Origin of the sequence: Trinickia dabaoshanensis (genome assembly GCF_002879885.1) — a bacterium.
Classification (GTDB): domain Bacteria; phylum Pseudomonadota; class Gammaproteobacteria; order Burkholderiales; family Burkholderiaceae; genus Trinickia; species Trinickia dabaoshanensis.
On the sequence record NZ_PNYA01000002.1, the window covers coordinates 118,352 to 136,702 of the forward strand.

General features: G+C 63.8%; 16 protein-coding genes. 6 read left to right on the forward strand and 10 right to left on the reverse strand.

The window, feature by feature from the left end:
* Positions 1-40: 40 nt before the first annotated feature.
* The 5 genes from C0Z18_RS02440 to C0Z18_RS02460 all read right to left on the reverse strand — a co-directional run bounded on the left by C0Z18_RS02440 (position 41) and on the right by C0Z18_RS02460 (position 3,223).
* Positions 41-652 carry a phage tail protein gene (locus C0Z18_RS02440; protein WP_102643785.1) on the reverse strand — a complete coding sequence of 204 codons (612 nt, stop codon included), beginning with the start codon at positions 650-652 and terminating at the stop codon, positions 41-43.
* A gap of 33 nt (positions 653-685) precedes the next feature.
* Positions 686-1,027 (reverse strand): DUF6916 family protein, encoded by a 342-nt coding sequence (locus C0Z18_RS02445; RefSeq protein WP_102643786.1) that lies wholly within the window; start codon positions 1,025-1,027, stop codon positions 686-688.
* 118 nt (positions 1,028-1,145) lie between these two features.
* Positions 1,146-1,730 carry a GNAT family N-acetyltransferase gene (locus C0Z18_RS02450; RefSeq protein WP_233216904.1) on the reverse strand — a complete coding sequence of 195 codons (585 nt, stop codon included), beginning with the start codon at positions 1,728-1,730 and terminating at the stop codon, positions 1,146-1,148.
* Between the two features lie 398 nt (positions 1,731-2,128).
* Positions 2,129-2,674 carry a phasin family protein gene (locus tag C0Z18_RS02455; protein ID WP_102643787.1) on the reverse strand — a complete coding sequence of 182 codons (546 nt, stop codon included), beginning with the start codon at positions 2,672-2,674 and terminating at the stop codon, positions 2,129-2,131.
* A gap of 54 nt (positions 2,675-2,728) precedes the next feature.
* Positions 2,729-3,223: a YciE/YciF ferroxidase family protein gene (locus C0Z18_RS02460; protein ID WP_102643788.1), complete on the reverse strand. Its 495-nt coding sequence runs from the start codon at positions 3,221-3,223 to the stop codon at positions 2,729-2,731.
* A gap of 215 nt (positions 3,224-3,438) precedes the next feature.
* On the opposite strand from C0Z18_RS02460, the gene C0Z18_RS02465 reads away from it, so the two are divergent.
* Both C0Z18_RS02465 and C0Z18_RS02470 read left to right on the forward strand, forming a co-directional pair.
* Entirely contained in the window at positions 3,439-4,608 is a 1,170-nt protein-coding gene (locus C0Z18_RS02465; protein WP_102643789.1) for a zinc-dependent alcohol dehydrogenase, read from the forward strand.
* A 141-nt stretch (positions 4,609-4,749) separates the two neighbouring features.
* Entirely contained in the window at positions 4,750-5,877 is a 1,128-nt protein-coding gene (locus tag C0Z18_RS02470; RefSeq protein ID WP_102643790.1) for an alpha/beta fold hydrolase, read from the forward strand.
* A gap of 58 nt (positions 5,878-5,935) precedes the next feature.
* Here C0Z18_RS02470 and C0Z18_RS02475 read toward each other — a convergent pair whose 3' ends face one another.
* Positions 5,936-6,817, reverse strand: a complete 882-nt coding sequence (locus tag C0Z18_RS02475) for a phage tail protein (protein WP_102643791.1) — start codon at positions 6,815-6,817, stop codon at positions 5,936-5,938.
* 125 nt (positions 6,818-6,942) lie between these two features.
* Between C0Z18_RS02475 and C0Z18_RS02480 the strand changes: the two genes are divergently transcribed.
* The 4 genes from C0Z18_RS02480 (at position 6,943) to C0Z18_RS02495 (ending at position 13,721) form a co-directional block, all read left to right on the forward strand.
* Positions 6,943-7,806 (forward strand): M15 family metallopeptidase, encoded by an 864-nt coding sequence (locus C0Z18_RS02480; protein WP_102643792.1) that lies wholly within the window; start codon positions 6,943-6,945, stop codon positions 7,804-7,806.
* A gap of 89 nt (positions 7,807-7,895) precedes the next feature.
* The gene (gene tssM, locus C0Z18_RS02485) at positions 7,896-11,786 is read left to right on the forward strand and encodes a type VI secretion system membrane subunit TssM (protein ID WP_102643793.1); all 3,891 of its coding nucleotides are present in this window, start codon (positions 7,896-7,898) and stop codon (positions 11,784-11,786) included.
* On the forward strand, positions 11,783-12,769 hold the full coding sequence (tagF, locus tag C0Z18_RS02490) for a type VI secretion system-associated protein TagF (protein WP_102643794.1): 987 nt from the start codon (positions 11,783-11,785) through the stop codon (positions 12,767-12,769). Before tssM ends, tagF begins: the two co-directional genes overlap by 4 nt.
* A 4-nt stretch (positions 12,770-12,773) precedes the next feature.
* Positions 12,774-13,721, forward strand: coding sequence for an OmpA family protein (locus C0Z18_RS02495; protein ID WP_102643795.1), 948 nt, complete (start codon positions 12,774-12,776; stop codon positions 13,719-13,721).
* Between the two features lie 7 nt (positions 13,722-13,728).
* Here C0Z18_RS02495 and C0Z18_RS02500 read toward each other — a convergent pair whose 3' ends face one another.
* The 4 genes from C0Z18_RS02500 to tssH all read right to left on the reverse strand — a co-directional run bounded on the left by C0Z18_RS02500 (position 13,729) and on the right by tssH (position 18,323).
* Positions 13,729-14,022, reverse strand: a complete 294-nt coding sequence (locus C0Z18_RS02500) for a type II toxin-antitoxin system RelE/ParE family toxin (RefSeq protein ID WP_102643796.1) — start codon at positions 14,020-14,022, stop codon at positions 13,729-13,731.
* 35 nt (positions 14,023-14,057) lie between these two features.
* A complete protein-coding gene (gene relB, locus C0Z18_RS02505; RefSeq protein ID WP_102643996.1) occupies positions 14,058-14,267 on the reverse strand; it encodes a type II toxin-antitoxin system RelB family antitoxin in 210 nt (69 codons plus the stop codon).
* A 248-nt stretch (positions 14,268-14,515) separates the two neighbouring features.
* Positions 14,516-15,646, reverse strand: a complete 1,131-nt coding sequence (tssA, locus tag C0Z18_RS02510) for a type VI secretion system protein TssA (protein ID WP_102643797.1) — start codon at positions 15,644-15,646, stop codon at positions 14,516-14,518.
* A 1-nt stretch (position 15,647) separates the two neighbouring features.
* Complete coding sequence (tssH, locus tag C0Z18_RS02515; RefSeq protein WP_102643798.1) at positions 15,648-18,323, reverse strand: type VI secretion system ATPase TssH; 2,676 nt, start codon at positions 18,321-18,323, stop codon at positions 15,648-15,650.
* Between the last annotated feature and the right edge of the window lie 28 nt (positions 18,324-18,351).

An 18,351-nucleotide genomic window follows, 5' to 3' on the forward strand; every position in this document is an offset into this window, starting at 1 on the left:
GATGTCCTAAAAGCCGTGCCGCTTGCGCGGCACGCAATCGTTACCCGCGCGAGGGGTAGACCCCTTGCAGCGCGATGATGAAATTGATGCCGAGATACGGATTGCGCAGCGAGAACGGCAGACCGCTGCCCGCGATGCTGTTTTGTACCGCGGGAGCGGCGCCTTGCAGGCTCACGTTGAACGGTGCAAGCGTCGTGTTCGGCGTCGCGGTGCTGTAAAGCGAGCCCGGGTGGCCGCTCACGCCTATCGGCCCCAGCACGGACGTATTGCTCGGCGATGCGCCTTCGCTGCCGGTCGTCGTCGTCGCCGGAATCGAGATCGATCCCGTTACGGCACCGCCACCCGACACGGACGCCGTATGCGTGTGCTGCGGCATGTTGGACACCGTCAGCGTCGCGTTTTCCGTCCCGGCCTTTTCGCCGATTTCAACGGCCGACAATCCCAACCCCTGCCCCATTCCGACGGGCGTGCGGCTTTGCAGATCCGGCAATTGGAACGTCGACTGACCGTTACCGCCGAACGATGTCCCGAGCAACGCGAACAGCGCGTTGTTTTGCGAAATAGACATCGTCTGGCCCTGACACAGAGCCCAACCGTACGGGGCGTAGTTGAAGCCCACCATACGAATTTCACCCAAAAACGGATCACTCATCGAACGCCTCCTGTCGTGAATTGAATCAATGCATCAAGCAACATCGCGCGAGTCCGCCGCTTCGGCGAACGCGTCCGCACGGCAATGCACGACGATCGTGACCGTCGAGCGTCCGTCATCGAGGGGTCGCGTCGGCGTGGCAAGCAATTGCCACGAACGCCCCGCCGGCGAATCGATGCGATAAACGTCTTGCGGCAGATACACGCCGGCCGGCAACTCGAAGGTCGCCGAGTAGCAGACATAACTGTCGTTCATGGGAATGCCGGCAGGGGCATGCGCGAGGAGCGCTTCGAGCGCCGCGCCGTTGGGGGCGACGAAGGTAAAGCGTTGCCCGATGGCTTCGAGCAACTCCGCATGGGAAGGAATGGACGACAAGCAAGCCCCCGGCTCTATCGAACTGTGTATCGCGGGCGGCTACGCCGACCGTGGTTTCTCGTTTCACTACTTATTCGCGCGGCTGTCCGAGGGCAATCCGCCTTTCCTACGCTCGGCGCTACGTTGCACCGTCTGACGCATGAACTCGCACCGGCATCCCTTGCGCGCCATCGAAGGCCGTGCCGGGACGCTGCATCCGCAAATACACGCCGTTCTCGCCTGCAGCCTCGAATCCGAGCCTGCGATACAGCGCTTGCACGGCGTTATCCATTTCGACGTACAACACGATCCGCATCGCCTTCGCTGCCGCATGCGCGACGAATGCCTGCATGAGCCGCGTCCCGATACCCGCACCGCGATAGGCCGGCAACAACGCGATATCGATCAAACGCGCTTCGCTGCCGGACCAGTCGTGATAAAGCCGGCCGATAGGCTGCCCGTCCAACTCGATTACATCGAAGCAACCGTTCGGATAGTGGCTGCGGTAATACGTGTCCTGCATCGAAAACTGTTCTGCCAACATTTGCGCGATACGCTGCGCGCTCCATCCCGTGCGTGCGAATTCTTTCGCGCGCGTGCTTTCGAACACGCCGTAAAGAAACGCGCGATCACGCTCGAGCACCTGACGCAAGCGCAAGCGATCGTCCACACCTCGGATGCCCCGCGGCTTGATAGCCGCGTCTTGTTCAACGCTATCGGTCAACTGAAATCTCGTCTATTTCGGTAGGAGAAACCAGCCGACTTGATCCAAGCCGTGGTCCATCGGCCCGTGAAAATCAACAATTGTTAGTAACAGCCTTGACGATAGGGATATTAGTCTAGAGATACGTCACTAGCAATCGCACCGATTGCGCGATCACTACGGGGATACCCCGATCGACATCCCGCACAAGGCACGGGAACTGGTTGACACGCGGGTCGCCGCGAGAATGGAAATGAATGGATGGTTCTTGATAAAACGGGGCACCTGCCCCGTTTTATATGGCCGCAAACGTTAGCGCGATACCCGCGCCGATTAACGCGTACGGATTATCCGCGCGGGAAATGCTTACCGAACGTTCAGAAAAACGCGCCATTTCCAGCTCTATTTCAACCGTAACGCTACTGCTTCACCGACGACACGACGTGCCCCGAACTATCGACGATATCGACCGAGCGCTTCTTGCCGCCCGCCTTCGCGCCCGCCGCAAGAGCCGGCTCGTCGACCGGCACCGGCAAAGCCGCGTCGGGAGAGGCGAGGACGAGCGCGCCTTCCGTGCGCGAACGCACGGCCTCCGAATACGCCGAGGCCAGCCATGTCGTGCACGCGCTGAGCCCTTCCCAACTCGCGCCCGCGTTATTGGCGGCGGTCTCGGTAGCAATCGCGCTCAAGTGCTGCCAGTAGGCCACCGTCTTTTTGAAGCCGGCTTGTGCTTGCGCGGTCGGCAGCGTCACGATCCACGTGAACGAACGCGTATCGATGGCTTCCCGCGCAATGCCGTGCTGCTCGGCCAGCGTGGTTTTGACCGTTTGCAGGTTCAGCCGCGTCAGGCGCTCGAAACCGTCGAACGTTTGGTTGGCGATATCGGCCATCGATGCAAACGCCGCTTGCGCCGCGGAATTCGCGCGCGAAATATCGCCCGAAAAGTCGATTGCAGGTGAGCTCATCGGTTGACTCCATCGGAAAGAGAAACGGATACAGGAACGAAACAAGCCGCCGCGTCAGCCATTCTTCGCTTGGGGATTGCCCACTTTCTCGGCGAATTCGGTGAGTTTCTTGTCGGTGGCCTTTTCTTCTTCGAGCGTTTCCTTGAGCAGCGTCACGGCCTCTTGGCGGCCGAGCTGCTTAGCCAGCGCGCATAGCGTGCCGTAAGAGGCGATCTCATAGTGCTCGACTTTCTGCGCCGCGCCGATCAAACCCGCATCGAGCACCGGGCCCTTTTCGATTTCGTCGATCAGTTCCTCGCCCTCTTCGATGAGGCCCTCCATCGCGGCGCACTTCATCCGTTTGAGCCGAATCCCGCACTTCTCGACCACTTGGTCGATCCGCTCGACTTGGCCATGCGTTTCCTGCAGGTGCGTCTCGAACGCCTGCGACAGTTGCTCGTTCGTCGCCGCGCGCGAGAGCTTGCCGAGCGCCTTCGTCAGTTGCTTCTCGGCGCTGTACATATCCGACAGGGCGTGAATGAAAAGATCTTCCAACGTTTTGCGTGCCATGGTGAGCGTCCTTTATGTCAAGAGTAAGTGCTGCCCGATGCGGGTGCGCCTCGCACGTGAGCGCCGGGTCCGCCGCACTGCCGCAACGCGCGTGCCTTGGCTAGGGGCGCCGATGGGAACGGGCGTTGCTGCCGTGCTCGGCGTTCCTCGAAACCACACGCTGCGGACTCCTCCTCTCCAAGCGGACCTCTTCGGCCACACCAAGGACAACGAACATGCGAGCTCTTTGTTGGCACGGCAAACACGACATTCGCTGCGATACGGTGCCCGATCCCGTTATCGAAGACGGGCGCGACGCGATCGTGAAAGTCACGACCTGCGCGATCTGCGGCTCCGACCTGCATCTGTTCGACGGACTGATGCCGAGCATGGAACACGGCGACGTGATGGGACACGAATTCATGGGAGAGGTCGTCGAGGTCGGCAAAAACAATCACACGCTGAAACCCGGCGACCGCGTGGTGGTGCCCTTTACGATCATCTGCGGCGAATGCGATCAATGCCGGCGCGGCAACTTCTCGGTCTGCGAGCGCAGCAACCGCAACAAGGCGATGGCCGACAAGGCGTTCGGTCACGCCACGGCGGGTCTCTTCGGTTATTCGCATTTGACCGGCGGCTACGCGGGAGGCCAAGCCGAATACGTACGCGTGCCGTTCGCCGATCGAACGCACGTCAAAGTGCCCGAGGGACTCACGGACGAGCAGGTGCTGTTTCTCGGCGACATCTTCCCCACGGGCTGGCAGGCCGTCGTTCAATGCGACGTGCAGCCGACCGATAGCGTGGCGATCTGGGGCGCGGGGCCGGTCGGGCAGATGACGGTGCGCAGCGCCTTGCTGATCGGCGCGCGGCAAGTGATCGTCATCGATCGCGTGCCGGAGCGCTTGGCCATGGCGGCGTCGGCGGGCGCGGTGCCGATCAATTTCGACGAGGAAAGCGTGATCGAGCGGCTGAACGAGCTCACGCACGGCAAAGGCCCCGAAGTGTGCATCGACGCGGTGGGGATGGAATCGCACGCGGGACGCTCGCTCGATTCGATGGTCGACCGCGTCAAGCAAGCCGTGATGCTCGAGACCGATCGCCCTCACGTGCTGCGCGAAATGATCTACGTGTGCCGGCCGGCCGGCACGATCTCCATCCCGGGCGTCTACGGCGGGTTGCTCGATAAGATTCCGTTCGGCGCGGCGATGAACAAGGGCCTCACGTTCCGCATGGGACAAACGCACGTCAATCGTTGGATGGGCGAGTTGCTCGAACTGATCGACAACAAGCGCATCGATCCGTCGTTCGTCATTACGCATACCGCGCCGCTCGAACAAGGGCCCGGACTATACAAAACGTTCCGCGACAAAGCGGACGGCTGCATCAAAGTCGTGCTCAAGCCCTAGGACGCCGGCCCGCGGTTGACCCGCGTCAACCGTCCTCACCCCGAATCGACACACAATTGACGCCGTGCGCAGCGATGCTGCGTACCGACGGCCCGGCTGGCCCGGCCGCAATCGAACGCGTTGCCGAAGAGGAGTGAGTCGATGTCCGCGAAACGCCCGCATCAATTGGCGGCGCTTGGGGTGCCGCTGTTCTGGCCGATGGCGGCCGCCGCCGCGATGGTCGAGGAAGGCGCGGCCCTATACGCCAAGAATCTCGCCTTTCTGGCCGAGGAGGAAAAGATTCACGTCGAACTCCGGCCGCAGCTTGCCACGCCCAATACCGTGCGGCTCGACCTGCGCACGATGACCTTGCGCGACTACTCGGCGAGCGCCGCGCCGGACTCGGGCGACACCCTTGCCACGATCGTCGATGCGCCGTTCGCGGGTCACACGGCGATGATCGCCGACTACCAGCCCGGCCAGAGTTTGATGGCCACGCTGCGGGCCAGCGGCGTCACGCGCCTGTTCTTGACCGATTGGAAATCGGCCACGCCGGACATGCGCGACCTCGAGATCGACCAATACCTGGCCGAGCTCAACGTGTGCGTCGACGAATTGGGCGGCCGGGTCAATCTGGTCGGCCTATGCCAGGGCGGCTGGATGTCGGCCATGTACGCGGCGCGCTTTCCGAACAAGGTCGCGTCGCTCGTGCTGGCAGGTTCGCCCATCGATACCGATGCGGGCGACGGACCGGTCAAGCGCATGGCGCACACCTATCCCACTTCGTTTTACGAGGAACTGGTCGAACTCGGCGGCGGGCTCATGCGCGGCGAGTACATGCTGCGCGGCTGGAAGAACATGCATCCCGAGCAGCATTACATGGCCAAGCACATCGATCTTTACGAGCACATCGACGATCCCGCCTATCTCAAAAAAGAAGAGGCGTTCGAGAGCTGGTACGAGAACCCGATCGATTTGCCCGGCCGCTGGTATCTTCAAGCAATCGTTCAATTGTTCAAGGAGAACCGGCTCGCCAAGGGCACGTATGTCGCGCTCGGAAAGACGCTGGATCTGCATGCAATAGACTGCCCCGTCTACCTGCTCGCCGGCGAGGCCGACGACATCACGACGAAAGAGCAAGTGTTCGATGCCGAGAAGTATCTAGGAACGCCGCCGGCGCACATCACGAAACGGCTGGTGCCCGGCGGACACATCGGCCTGTTCATGGGCTCGCGCACGCTCGCGCATGCGTGGCCCGCGATCGGCGCTTGGATTGCGCAGGTACGTTAGGCGCGCGCCAACCGCCACCCGTTAGGCGCGTCCGGGAGCACCAACCTCGAGGCGGGTGCTACCGCGGTTGCCCATTCGCACTGGAACTCGGGCAAGCGGGATCCCGGCCCCAGTGATCGGAACACACCCGCCAGCGGCAAAGCTGCGCCTCGAAGAAATTCGACTTGTCGCACTGCTTGATCTGCGCCGCCAAGCTGACCGGGCGCGCCTTCGCGCCGGTCGCTTTCGCGCCGCTGCTTTCGGCGGGGGCGTGCGCATCGTACGGCTTGGTACGGGCGACAAGGACGGCCAGCAAATCCGCGTCGGGGTCGTCGTGCGCCGTGGAGCCGCGACCCTTCGGATGTTTGACCGGGCCCGCATGCGCGGCCGCTTGCTTCTCGCGGCGATTTTTCGCATTTTCGCGCTCGGTGCGCGCCGGCGCGGCGGCACTCTTCGTAACGGGCTTCGCACCGGACGCCGCAAGCCCGCCGGCTGCCGAAGCCTCTTTACCGGCCGGCGCCGCGACGCCGCTCGCTAGCGCGCGCGATAACGGGTCCGCTCCCACGCCGCTTGCAGCGGACGCCGGCGGCGCATCGGCGATGATAACGGCCGCCTGCGGTGTCGATGCAGCGCCTTGCACGGCCTGCGCCGGAGCAGCCGCCGCGCTCGCGGCAACCGCCGCATGGGGCTTGCCGGCACCGGCGGCCGAGGCGAGAACGGCGGGATGTCCGCCCGTCTGGCTGCGCTGCCACTGCCACGCGCCGAGCGCACCCGCGCCGACGATAACCGCCAACGCCGCCGCAAGCAGCGGTTTTTTGTTCGAGCGGCGACGGGGGGGCTTTTGCGCGGACACGCGCCCTTCAAGGCTCGCGAGGATGCGGGAACTGCTGTCCGGGACACCGGGCGCCGTCTCGGAAAGTAGGCTCGGGCGCCCTTTCGAAGTGGTTTCCGGTGCATTCATTCAGTATCTCGTTGAATCGTAGTTTAATTCGCCGTGATAATAGGAATCCGGCCTCCCTTGGCAAGCAGGCCAGATTCTAAGAGCAAGCATTACAAAATACAATTTATTTCCCCCCGGGGCCCATCTTGATTGCCGTCGCACTCGCCGCTTATTTCGCCGTCGCCGTAACCGTCGCAGCCTTGTTCCTATTGCCCGCGGCGCGCGGCGCATTCGTTTCCGCCGCGCTCGCATTACAAAGGCGTATGTCACGCCGGACCTCCCAGGGAATGTCCCATCTGCGCACCGGCATCGATAAATCAGTAAGAATTTCACATAGCGCGCTCGCCGACACGAAAAAAATACTGATTCGGCGACGCTTGATGATTTTGATTACGGCAGGTATCCTTGCGGCGCCTCCATTGATCGCAATTGCATTGCGCGGCCGCCAATTGTTTCAGTTCGATGGCGATACCCGCGTGCCGGACGAGAAAATCGCCGCATTGCTCAATGGCGAGCAGCTCGTTCCACCGCCGCCGTTGCCGCCCGAGGTCTTCGAGACTCGAGAAGTCGAACAGGTCCGTCCGGCACTGCGCGACGCCAGCCGCGATTGGAATTTGCTTGATGCCGATTTCAGAACTCGCCTACTGCTCGTGTACAAGATCATGCGCGAGCAGTACGGGTACGAAATGGTGCTTTTGGAAGGTTATCGGAGCCCGGATCGACAAAACCGGCTCGCGCAGTTGGGGGGCGTGACCAATGCGGCCGCATATCAAAGCTATCACCAATACGGGCTTGCCGCCGACAACGCCTTTTTGCGCGACGGCAAGGTCGTCATTTCCGAAAAAGACCCTTGGGCCATGCACGGCTATGAGTTGTACGGGCAAACGGCCGAGCAAGTCGGCTTGGTATGGGGCGGCCGATGGAAATTGATGGATTTCGGCCACGTTGAATATCACAAACCCGGATTCGTCTTAGGGCGCAAGAATACCGGTCAGACCGCCGGGCAATAGACGAACATCGATCGCCACGCGCCGACATGCACAAGCCTCGCGCCACGAAGCGCCGGGCCATTCGACTCAGAACGCCAAGTTAAAGCCTTATGCAACGCTTCCTCAATGCGCTGACCAGCAAACGCACGATGACTGTCCTCGGGGTGATCGTCGTCGCGGCGGTCTTATTCGGCGCCGCCCTCTGGTTCGACCTTCCACTCGCCTGGCCGATCGCGGCGATGGCCGTCATCCTCGCGCTGTTGTTTTGCGTGTGGCTCGCGCGGCGCATCGCGGCGCGCCGGGCGAGCAGCAAGCTCGGCGACATGCTCGAGCAGCAAGCCGAAACGGGTAAGGCACCGCAAGCGAGCGGCGCCAAGCCGGCGGATCTCGACGTGCTGCGCACGCGCCTGGCCGAAGCCGTACGCACGATCAAGACATCGAAGATCGGCCAGGTATCGGGCGGTGCGGCGCTCTACGACCTGCCGTGGTACATCGTCATCGGCAACCCGGCGGCCGGCAAGAGCAGCGCGGTGCTGAACTCGGGGCTGCAGTTTCCGTTTGCCGAAAAGAGCGATGCGATCGTGCACGGCATCGGCGGCACGCGCAATTGCGACTGGTTCTTCACGACCGAAGGCATCTTGCTCGATACGGCCGGCCGGTATTCGGTCCACGAGGAAGACCGCACGGAGTGGCTCGGTTTTCTGAATCTGCTCAAGCGGTATCGGCCCAAGGCGCCGATCAACGGGATCATCGTGACGGCCAGCATCGCCGAGCTCACGAGCAGCCGGCCCGACGCGACGATCAACCTCGCGCGCAGCCTGCGCCAGCGCGTTCAGGAGTTGACCGAGAAGCTCGAGGTGTTCGCGCCCGTGTACGTGATGTTCACGAAGGCCGACCTCATCACCGGGTTCGCCGAATTTTTCAGCGGCGGCGAGCGGCACGAATACGACCGCGTATGGGGCGCCACCCTGCCCTATCAGCGCGACGAGAAACGGGACGTCGTCGCCCTGTTCGACGAACGTTTCGAAGAGCTTTACGAAGGTCTGAAGGAAATCAGCGTCGCGCAGATGTCGATCAATCGCGGCACGATGCTCTCCCCGGGACAGCTCAGCTTTCCGCTCGAATTCCTCGCGATCAAACCGGCGCTGCGCGTGTTTTTAGCCACGCTGTTCGAAAGCAACCCGTTCCAATACAAGCCGATCTTGCGCGGCTTTTACTTCACGAGCGCCCTGCAAGAAGGCGAAACGAGCAGCGCCGCGGCGCAACGCATCGGTCAGCGCTTCGGTCTCGCCGTCGACGGTCTGCCCAAGCCGCAAGCCGCCGCCTCGAAGAACGGCTTTTTTCTGCGCGACCTGTTCTCCAAAGTCATCTTCGCCGATCGCCAAACCGTGCGCCAATTCGCGAGCCCCGCGAAAACGCGGATGCGCTACGGCACGTTCTTCGCGTTCGTGGCCGTGCTTGCGCTCGCGCTCGGCGGCTGGACCTGGTCGACGATCGGCAATCAGCAGCTCGCCTCGAACGTGCAAGCCGACCTCGACAACATCGTGCGTCTGCAAAGTAATCGCAACGACCTGCAATCGCGCTTGCAGGCAATGGACATTCTCGAGGATCGCATCGAGCAACTCGAGCAATTCAAGCGCAAACGGCCCGTGTCGGTCTCGCTCGGGCTGTATCAAGGCGATCGCATCGAACAGCGCCTGCTGACCGAGTACTACCGCGGCGTGAAGCAGTTGATGCTCGACCCGGTCTCGCAAAACCTCGGCTCGTTCCTGAAGGAAGTGGACGCCCATCCCGACCAGCTCGCCCCGCTCACGCATCCGCCCGAATCGGGTGCGATCCCCGTGTCCGCGCGCGCCGGCGGCAACAGCGCCAACGGTGTCATCGGTGCCAACGGCAATGCGGCGCAAGGCGGTTTGTACAGCGACGCTTCCCCGACCAATGTCGAAGACGCCTACAACGCGCTGAAAACGTACTTGATGCTCTCCGACAAGCGCCATGTCGAAGCCGCGCACCTCACGGATCAACTGGCCCGCTTCTGGCGCGGTTGGCTCGAAACCAACCGCGGAAACATGTCGCGCGACGAGATGATCCGCAGCGCCGAGCGCATGATCACGTTCTACCTCTCGCGCGTGTCGGACGACGACTGGCCGATGATCGACGCGAACCTCTCGTTGATCGATCAAACGCGCGAGAACCTGCGTCGCGTCGTGCGCGGCATGCCGGCGCGCCAACGCGTCTACGAGGAGATCAAGGCACGCGCATCGACCCGCTACGCGCCGATGACGATCGCGCGCATCGTGGGCGAGAACAACGCGAACCTCGTCGGCGGCAGCTACGCGATCCCGGGCACCTTCACGCGCGAAGCCTGGTTCGGCTACGTCAAACCGGCGATTCGAGATGCCGCCACGAAGGAGCTGCAAGCGAAGGACTGGGTGCTCGGCACCTCGTCGCAAGACGATTTGACGCTCGAAGGCAGCCCCGAACAGATCCAAAAAGCGCTCGTCGGCATGTACAAGACGGAATATGCGCAGCATTGGCAACGCTTCATGCAAGGCATCGCCGTGCGCGATTTCGGCAGCTTCGGACAAGCCGTTGACGCCATGAATCGCTTGGGCGATCCGCAAGACTCGCCGATCCGAAAAGTGCTCGAAACGGCCTACGACCAAACGTCCTGGGACAACCCGGCGCTCGCCGCGGGCCCGTTGCAAAAGGCCCAAAACGGCGTGACGGGCTGGTTCAAGCGACTGTTCTCCTCGAAGCAGCAAGCGGCGCAAAACGCCGGCGTGGACGTCGATTTGAATCTCGACGGCTCCACTTCCGCGGGCCCGGTCGGCATCGCGTTCAGCGGCCTCGCACGGATCGTCGCGAAGCAAGAAAATGCGTCGCTGCTGGGCGGCTATATGGAGACGCTGTCCAAGGTCCGCACGCGCTTCAACATCCTGAAGAACCAGGGCGATCCGGGCCCGGGCGCGCGCGAGCTCATGCAGCAAACGCTCGACGGCAACGGTTCGGAACTGGCCGATTCGCTCAAGTTCGTGGACGAACAAATGCTCACGGGCTTGACCGACGATCAGCGCAAGTCGCTGCGTCCGTTGCTCGTGCGGCCGCTGATGCAGGCATTCGCCGTCGTCATCGAGCCGGCCAGCAACGAAGTGAACAAGGTATGGAACGCGCAGGTCTTCCAGCCGTTCGAGACGTCGCTCGTGAATAAGTATCCGTTCTCGAGCGGGGCGAAGGTCGAAGCGGGCGCCAGCGAAATCGCTCAAGTGTTCGGCCCCGACGGCGCGATCTCGAAGTTCGTCGGCACGACGCTCGGGCCGCTCGCCGTGCGCCGCGGCGATACGCTCTCGCCGCGCACCTGGGGCGGCATGGGGATCGCGCTCTCGCCCGAGTTCACGAACGGCTTCGCGCGCTGGGTCGCACCGCTCTCGGGCGCGGCGGCGGGCGCGGGCGGCGGTGCGGCCGAACCGCAGACCGTGTTCCAGATCTTGCCGCAGCCGGGCCAAGGCACGACCGAGTACACGATCAACATCGACGGCCAGCAACTGCGCTATCGCAACACGCCGCCGCAGTGGACGAACTTCGTCTGGCCGAATCCGCAGGGCTCGCCCGGCGCGACGCTGACCGCCACCTCGTTCGACGGCCGCACGATCGAGCTCGTCAACGAGCCCGGCCGCTACGGTCTCGAGAAGCTGATCAACTCGGCCAAGCGCACGCGCAACGCCGACGGCACGTTCGCGCTGTCGTGGACGCAAGGCAGCGTGACGGTTGCGCTGAGCATGAAGATCATCAGCACGTCGCAGCCGTCGAGCGGTGGCGGCGGTGCCCCGCAGCAGGCAAGCCTGGCCGGCGTGCGTCTGCCCGAATCGGTCGCCGACGCAGCCGCGGCGCGCACGGCCGCCGCCGCCGCGGTGGGCGGCTCGGCGCCGGCCGCGCAATCGCAAACTCCCACGGCCGCCGATGCGGCGCTCTCGAACCCAGCAACAGGAGCCGCGCAATGACGCAATCCGTGCAGGCGCAACTCGCCTACTTCGGCAAGATTCCTTCGCGCGGGGACTTCGTCAAAAGCACGCACAATCCGCAGTTGCTCCAGACGCTCGACCGTTGGGTCGCGCAAGCGATGGAGCTGCTCGCCGAAGACCCGCGCTGGAAGATCGTGTATGAAAGCGCGAAGCCGATGCATTTCGCTTTTCTCGGCTCGCAAAGCCGGTTGGCGATCGCCGGCCACTTGATGTCGAGCCACGACGTGTCGTCGCGCCGTTTCCCGCTACTCGCGGCCACGGCGCTCGAAGTCGAACGCCCCCTCGCCTTCCTCGCGCGCAGCCCGCTCGCATTCGCGCGGCTTTGGTCGCGTGCGGCCACGCAGATGCGCACGCTCTACGATTGCGAAGAGCCCGGCGCCGCGCTGCAAGCGCTCGGCGACACTCAGGTGCCGATCGACGTGGGCGTCGCCAATTCGCACGAAGGCACGTTCTCGGATTTCGTCGAGCATCAAACCCTGGCCGGTCTCGAGCAAATGCTGCTCGCAAGCGGCCACCCGGTGCGCCTGCGCGGCGCGATGCTCGCGCTCGGTTCGTTGCTCAAGCCCGTCATGCTCAGCCACGCGCCGAATCTCGAACGCGGGCTCACCTTGCCGCTGCCGAACGACACCTTCTATCGCAGCTTGGTGGCGACGTTCTGGCTCGAGCTGATCGCGCCGTTCCTCGCGCAAGCCGATTTCGAGATCGCCATCTTCATCGGCACGATCGCCGAGCGCGAACGGCTCGTCATCGGTTTCAACGGCGCATCGGCCAAAACGCTGCACAGCGTGATCGATCCGCAGGCCTACGCAGCGCACAACATCGACATCGACGATCCCGAATGGGTCGACGACCACGCTCAGAACGAACATGGAATCAGCAAGCTCGTCAGCTATCTCGAACAGCCGGAATTGTCGCTGCGAATCGCCGTGGACACCTTCCGTGAAGTATTCGTCGGGGCATGACGCGATGACCGGCTCCTTGCATTCGTCTTCCCAAGCGCGGCCGCGCCGCTTCGTATGGCGTGCCGCCGCGCTCGCGTTCGCCGCGGCGGCGTCGTTCGGCGCGCATGCCGACGACGGCGCGCCGGCCACCGTCACGCCCGTGGACGCGGGCGGCGCGCACGTTCGCACGGCGGCGCTGCCGCCGCCCACGCAATTGGCCTCCGCCGATACGGGCGCACCCGGTGCGCCGACCCATATGCCCGCCCCGGCCGACGCCGCGCCGGGTCAAGTCGTCGCCAGCGGCAAGGTGCCGGACGAAGCCACGCACAGCGCGGTACTCGCGCGGCTGCGCGAGACGTACGGCGCGGCCAACGTCGTCGATCAAATCGAGGTGGGCAGCGTGTCGACGCCGCCGAACTGGAGCGCGAACGTTCAAAAGCTGCTTGGCCCGCAACTGAAGCAGATCAGTAAGGGGCAACTGAAAATCGACGGTACGCAGATCGACGTCAAGGGAGAAGTGTCGAACGAGGCGCTCCGGCAACAGGTCGCGAGCGACATGGCCACCGCGCTGAATCCGACTTACACGATTCATAACGGGCTGCGCGTGAGCGCATCGGAACAGGGCCTGCTCGATTCGACGCTTGCCAACCGCACGATCGAATTCGAGACAGGCAGCGCCACGTTGACGCCGGAGGGCCGCGCCATTCTCGATCAAATGGCTGGCGTGCTCGTCAAACTGCCCGGCAAGACGGTGGAGATCATCGGTCACACGGACAACTCGGGCAACCGCGCATCGAATATCGCATTGAGCCAGGCACGCGCCGATGCGGTAAAGGGCTATCTCGTCACGAAGGGCGTCGCGCCGCGATCGATGGCGACGATGGGCGTGGGCCCCGATCAACCGATCGCCTCGAACAGTACCGACGACGGGCGGGCAAGGAACCGGCGGATCGAGTTCCGGGTGGGGCAGTAACGGAAATTTACCGCGCAACGCCCGTCGCCGGATATTGCTGACGGGCGTGCAGCACACGAAGTACAAGGACGGCTGTGCCCGTGACGCGATAGATGACAACGTAGTTCGGATGCGCAACGACCTCGCGCGTATTTGCCACGCGCCCGGCGCGGAACAAATTGGGATGTTCGGCCAGGGGCAGTACCGCGTACTCGATAAGACTCTTGATACGACGTGCGGCAGACGGATTGCGTTCAGCGATAAAGCCGATGATCGCCGCAAGATTGCGGCGTGCGGCCGGAAGCCAGACGATAGGCAGCAATGGGGAGATCCGGTCAGGTCGGCTTTGTCGGGCCGTCAGGACAGTTTGGCTGCCAGCTTAAGCTCTGCCTCGCGGATGATGGTTTCCATGTCGGCCATCACCTCGTCATGGGGAATGAACACCGCGCCAGGCGCATCGGCCTCGCGCAGCGCAGCCTCCACCTCCGCACAGAACCAACGGTCGTGCGCCTCGGCCTCTTCGACCGTAGCGAATTCCGATTCGATGGGAGAAAGATTGGTAGGCATAGGGCGTAGCATACACCCGTCCGGCGCACGCGTTGCCCCGTACACGCCGTTACCGCGATACGCTCCGTCCATGAATCGCCCCCTTTATTGAGCACAACCTAACCGGTACCAGCCGCATATATTGGCAGCGCCCCGACAGAGCCTCACCGTTTTGCTTGCGATATAGGACCAAGTCACGCTGATAGCGCTCCAGTACCGGCCGCGAAATCGTGCCCTCTTCGATTCGCCTCGGTGCACACGTGCCGAGCTCAACTCTCCTCGTCAGGCTTCACACCCAATATTTCGCGAATATGCGCGAGCGAGCCGTCGTCCTTCACGACGGAAGCAATCCATTCATGCAGCGGCATGTCGGCCCAGTGCGCCGCCTTGTCGGCAAGGTAAGCGGCCGGGCTGTGCGGCTCGGTCGCGCGTAAGAACCGTGCGATGGCGCGCAATTGCGCGACAGCCTCGGCACGGCTCTGGATCGCGCCGATGGGATGAACGACGGCAAGCGTGGCGTTGTTCGCGGGCATCGAAGTCTCGAGAGAGGGGGCCGTTTTGAAACTGGGCTCGGCACGGTCGAGGGTGCCCCCGCCCGGTTGCGATGAGGATGGCGGTTGGCTGGGAGCGGGGTCGATCTTCGCGCCGACGTCGCGTGCGAAACGCTCCGCCAAGTCGAACACGTACTCGTAAGCGTCTTTCGCTTGCCGAAAACTCGGCGCCGACGTTCCCGCACGGGCGTCCAGCGCTTGTTCGAGCGCGAGCATCGACGCCTCGAACGCCTTCAGATCCGTGAGCAGCGCCTTGTAAAACGCCGGCGGCGTCGCCCGCTTGGCCGCTTCGATCTGCTCGAGCGAAGGCTTGCCGCGCGAGAGTTCGTCGGCATGATCGGGATCGCGGCGCACGGCTTGGGCTACATTGCCCGCCACCTCCCAATCGAGCCCGCCGAACTCACCCGACGACGATTGTGTGAGCGGCACCTCGCGCAGCAGTTGCGACGTCCGGCCCACGAGCCAACTCACGTTACCGAGCCGGTATTCGGTGTCGTCCCCTTCGGGCAGCGGATGCACGGTATCCCAATAGCGCTCGGCCAGCGCGGCCAGCAGCGTATAGCCTTGCGACAGGCCCGCCAAGCCCTGCTTCATCGCCAACGCTTCGGTGAGCCAAGCCGCTAACCGCAAATCCTTCGTTTGGGTCCTGAGCAACTGCGACGAGCGCTCGATGACGAATCCCCAATCGGCTTCCTTGATTTCGGTGACCCACTCGCCCTGATCGAGCGAAGGATCGTCGAAGCGGCGCGCCTGCTGGATCGCGTCGAAATCGTTGGAGAACAGCAAGTCCTCGCCGCAGGGCGATGCCCCGTCCAGCGGCGCAATGAGTGGAGCGATATCGATCGGCATATCAGGCTACCTCGTAGTCGAATTCGCCCGATTCGACCGCGCGCACGGCGATGCGCTCGATGCGCTCGCCGCCGGCAAGGCGGCCGAGCACATGTTGCGCAAGCTCGGGCAACAGCGTTCCGTTCAGGATATGGTCGACGTTGCGCGCCCCTGAATCCACCTCCGTGCACCGCGCGAGCACCGCATCGACGAGCGATTCGTCCCAGGAGAATTCGGCGCGATGATTGGCCGCCACGCGCGCGCGGATTCGTTCGAGCTTGAGCTCGATGATTTCGGCGAGCACGTCGTCGGAGATCGGGTAGTACGGCACGACCTTCACGCGCCCGAGGAACGCCGGCTTGAACGCCTTGTACAGTTGCGGCCGCAACAGCTCGGCGAGTGCATCGGCATCGGGCAGCGCGTCCGGCGCCTGATTCAGGCAAGCCTGCATGACGGCCGAGGCGCCGACGTTCGACGTGAGAATGATCAGCGCATGACGGAAATCGATCTCGCGCCCCTCGGCATCGTCGAGCGTGCCCTTGTCGAATACCTGGAAGAACATTTCGAGCACATCGGGGTGCGCTTTCTCGATTTCGTCGAGCAGCACGACGCTGTACGGATTGCGCCGCACGGCCTCGGTCAGCACGCCGCCTTCGCCGTACCCGACATAGCCCGGCGGCGAGCCCTTCAGGCCCGACACGCTATGCGCTTCCTGATATTCGCTCATGTTGATCGTGACGAGCTTGCGTTCGCCGCCGTACAACAAGTCGGCCAGCGCCAGCGCCGTTTCGGTCTTGCCGACGCCGGACGGCCCGACGAACAAGAACACGCCGCGCGGCTTGTTCGGATCCTCGAGGCTGGCGCTAGCCGTGCGCACGCGCTGTGCGATCGCATCGAGCGCGTGGTCTTGGCCGATCACGCGCTCGGCCAATAGGTCCTTCAAGCCGAGCACCGTGCCGATCTCGTCCTTCACCATGCGTCCGAGCGGGATGCCGGTCCAGCCGGCGACGATCTCCGCCACGACGAGCCCATCGACCTGCAACGGCACCATGGGGCTCGCCTGCTGAAGCGCCTGAAGCTGCGACGTCAACGTGGCGAGCTCTTCGCGCAACGCGGGCGCGTCGCTGTCGGACGTTCGCTCGCCGGCACCGCTCGCGGCCTCGGCGAGTTGTCCGCGCAGCACGCCGATCCGCTGCGCAAGCGCACGCTCTTGCTCGTAGCGCTCTTCGTCGGCCGTGAGCGATGCCACGTCGGCGTCGCGCGCCGCACGAAGGTTCACGAGCCGCTCGTCGTGCGCGGCACCGGCGGTACCGCTCGCGCTCTCGCGCTCGAGCGCGGCGATCTCCGCATCGATCCGCTCGATGCGCTTGCGCGTATCGTCGATGACGGCCGGCGTCGACCCCTGCGCGAGCGCCACTTTCGCGCAGGCCGTGTCGAGTACGCCGATTGCCTTGTCGGGCAGTTGCCGACCGGTGATGTAACGGTGCGACAGGCGCACGGCCTCCGTGATTGCCTCGTCGAAAATGCGCACGCCGAAATGCGCCTCCATACGCGGCGCGAGGCCGCGCACCATCGCGCACGCGAGTGCCTCGCTCGGCTCGTCGACCTTGACGACTTGGAAACGCCGCGCGAGCGCCACGTCTTTCTCGAAGTACTTGCGGTATTCGGCCCAGGTCGTCGCCGCGATCGTACGAAGCTCGCCACGCGCGAGCGCCGGCTTGAGCAGGTTGGCCGCGTCGTTCTGGCCGGCTTGGCCGCCGGCGCCGATGATCGTGTGCGCTTCGTCGATGAACAGAATGATCGGCGTCGCGCTCTTCTTCACTTCGTCGATGACGTTCTTCAAGCGATTCTCGAACTCGCCCTTCACGCTCGCGCCGGCTTGCAACAGTCCCATATCGAGCACGTGCAACGCCACGCCGACGAGCGGCGCGGGCACGTCGCCCGCCGCGATACGCAGCGCCAGCCCTTCCACGACGGCCGTTTTACCGACCCCCGCCTCGCCCGTCAGAATCGGATTGTTTTGACGGCGGCGCATCAAGATGTCGATCGTCTGGCGAATTTCCGCTTCGCGGCCGATCACAGGATCGATCTGCCCTTCCCGCGCGCGCTGCGTCAGATTCGTCGTGTAGGTGTCGAGCGCGGGCGTCTTCGACGGCGCCGCGCCGATCGCTTCGTCGCCGGCGGGCGCGCCCGGGCGAGCCGCGGCGCCGGTTACGGCCTCCGCCTCGTCGGAGCCCGCCGTCGCTTCGGCGAACCGATGCTTGAGCTCCTCCGTCGGCACGCGCGTAAGCACCGGGGACATCCGTTCGGCGAATTGCGAGAGCTCGGGCGAGGTCAGCAGCGCGAGCAGCAGATGTCCCGAGCGAATCCGCGCCGCTTGCGTATCGAGCGAAGCGATCAGCCAGGCTTGCTCGAAAAGCGAAATCAAATGCTGGGAGAACACCGGCGTGCGCGTGTTGCCCGTCTTGAGCCGCTCGAGCCCGCGTTCGAGATCGGTGCGCAGCACCTCGATGCTCAGACCGCTCGCGCGCAGCACGACCGAGAGATCGCTCGCTTGTTGTTCGATGAGCGCAAGCAGCAAATGCTCGAGATCGACTTCGTAATGGCCGCGCGCCAGACAAAGGCTCGCGGCGCGCGTCGCGGCATTCAGGCAGAGCGCGTCGAGCTTGGCGATCAGGGTCTTCAGGGGAGTACTCATGTCGGATCGATTCTCGCTTGTCGGATCA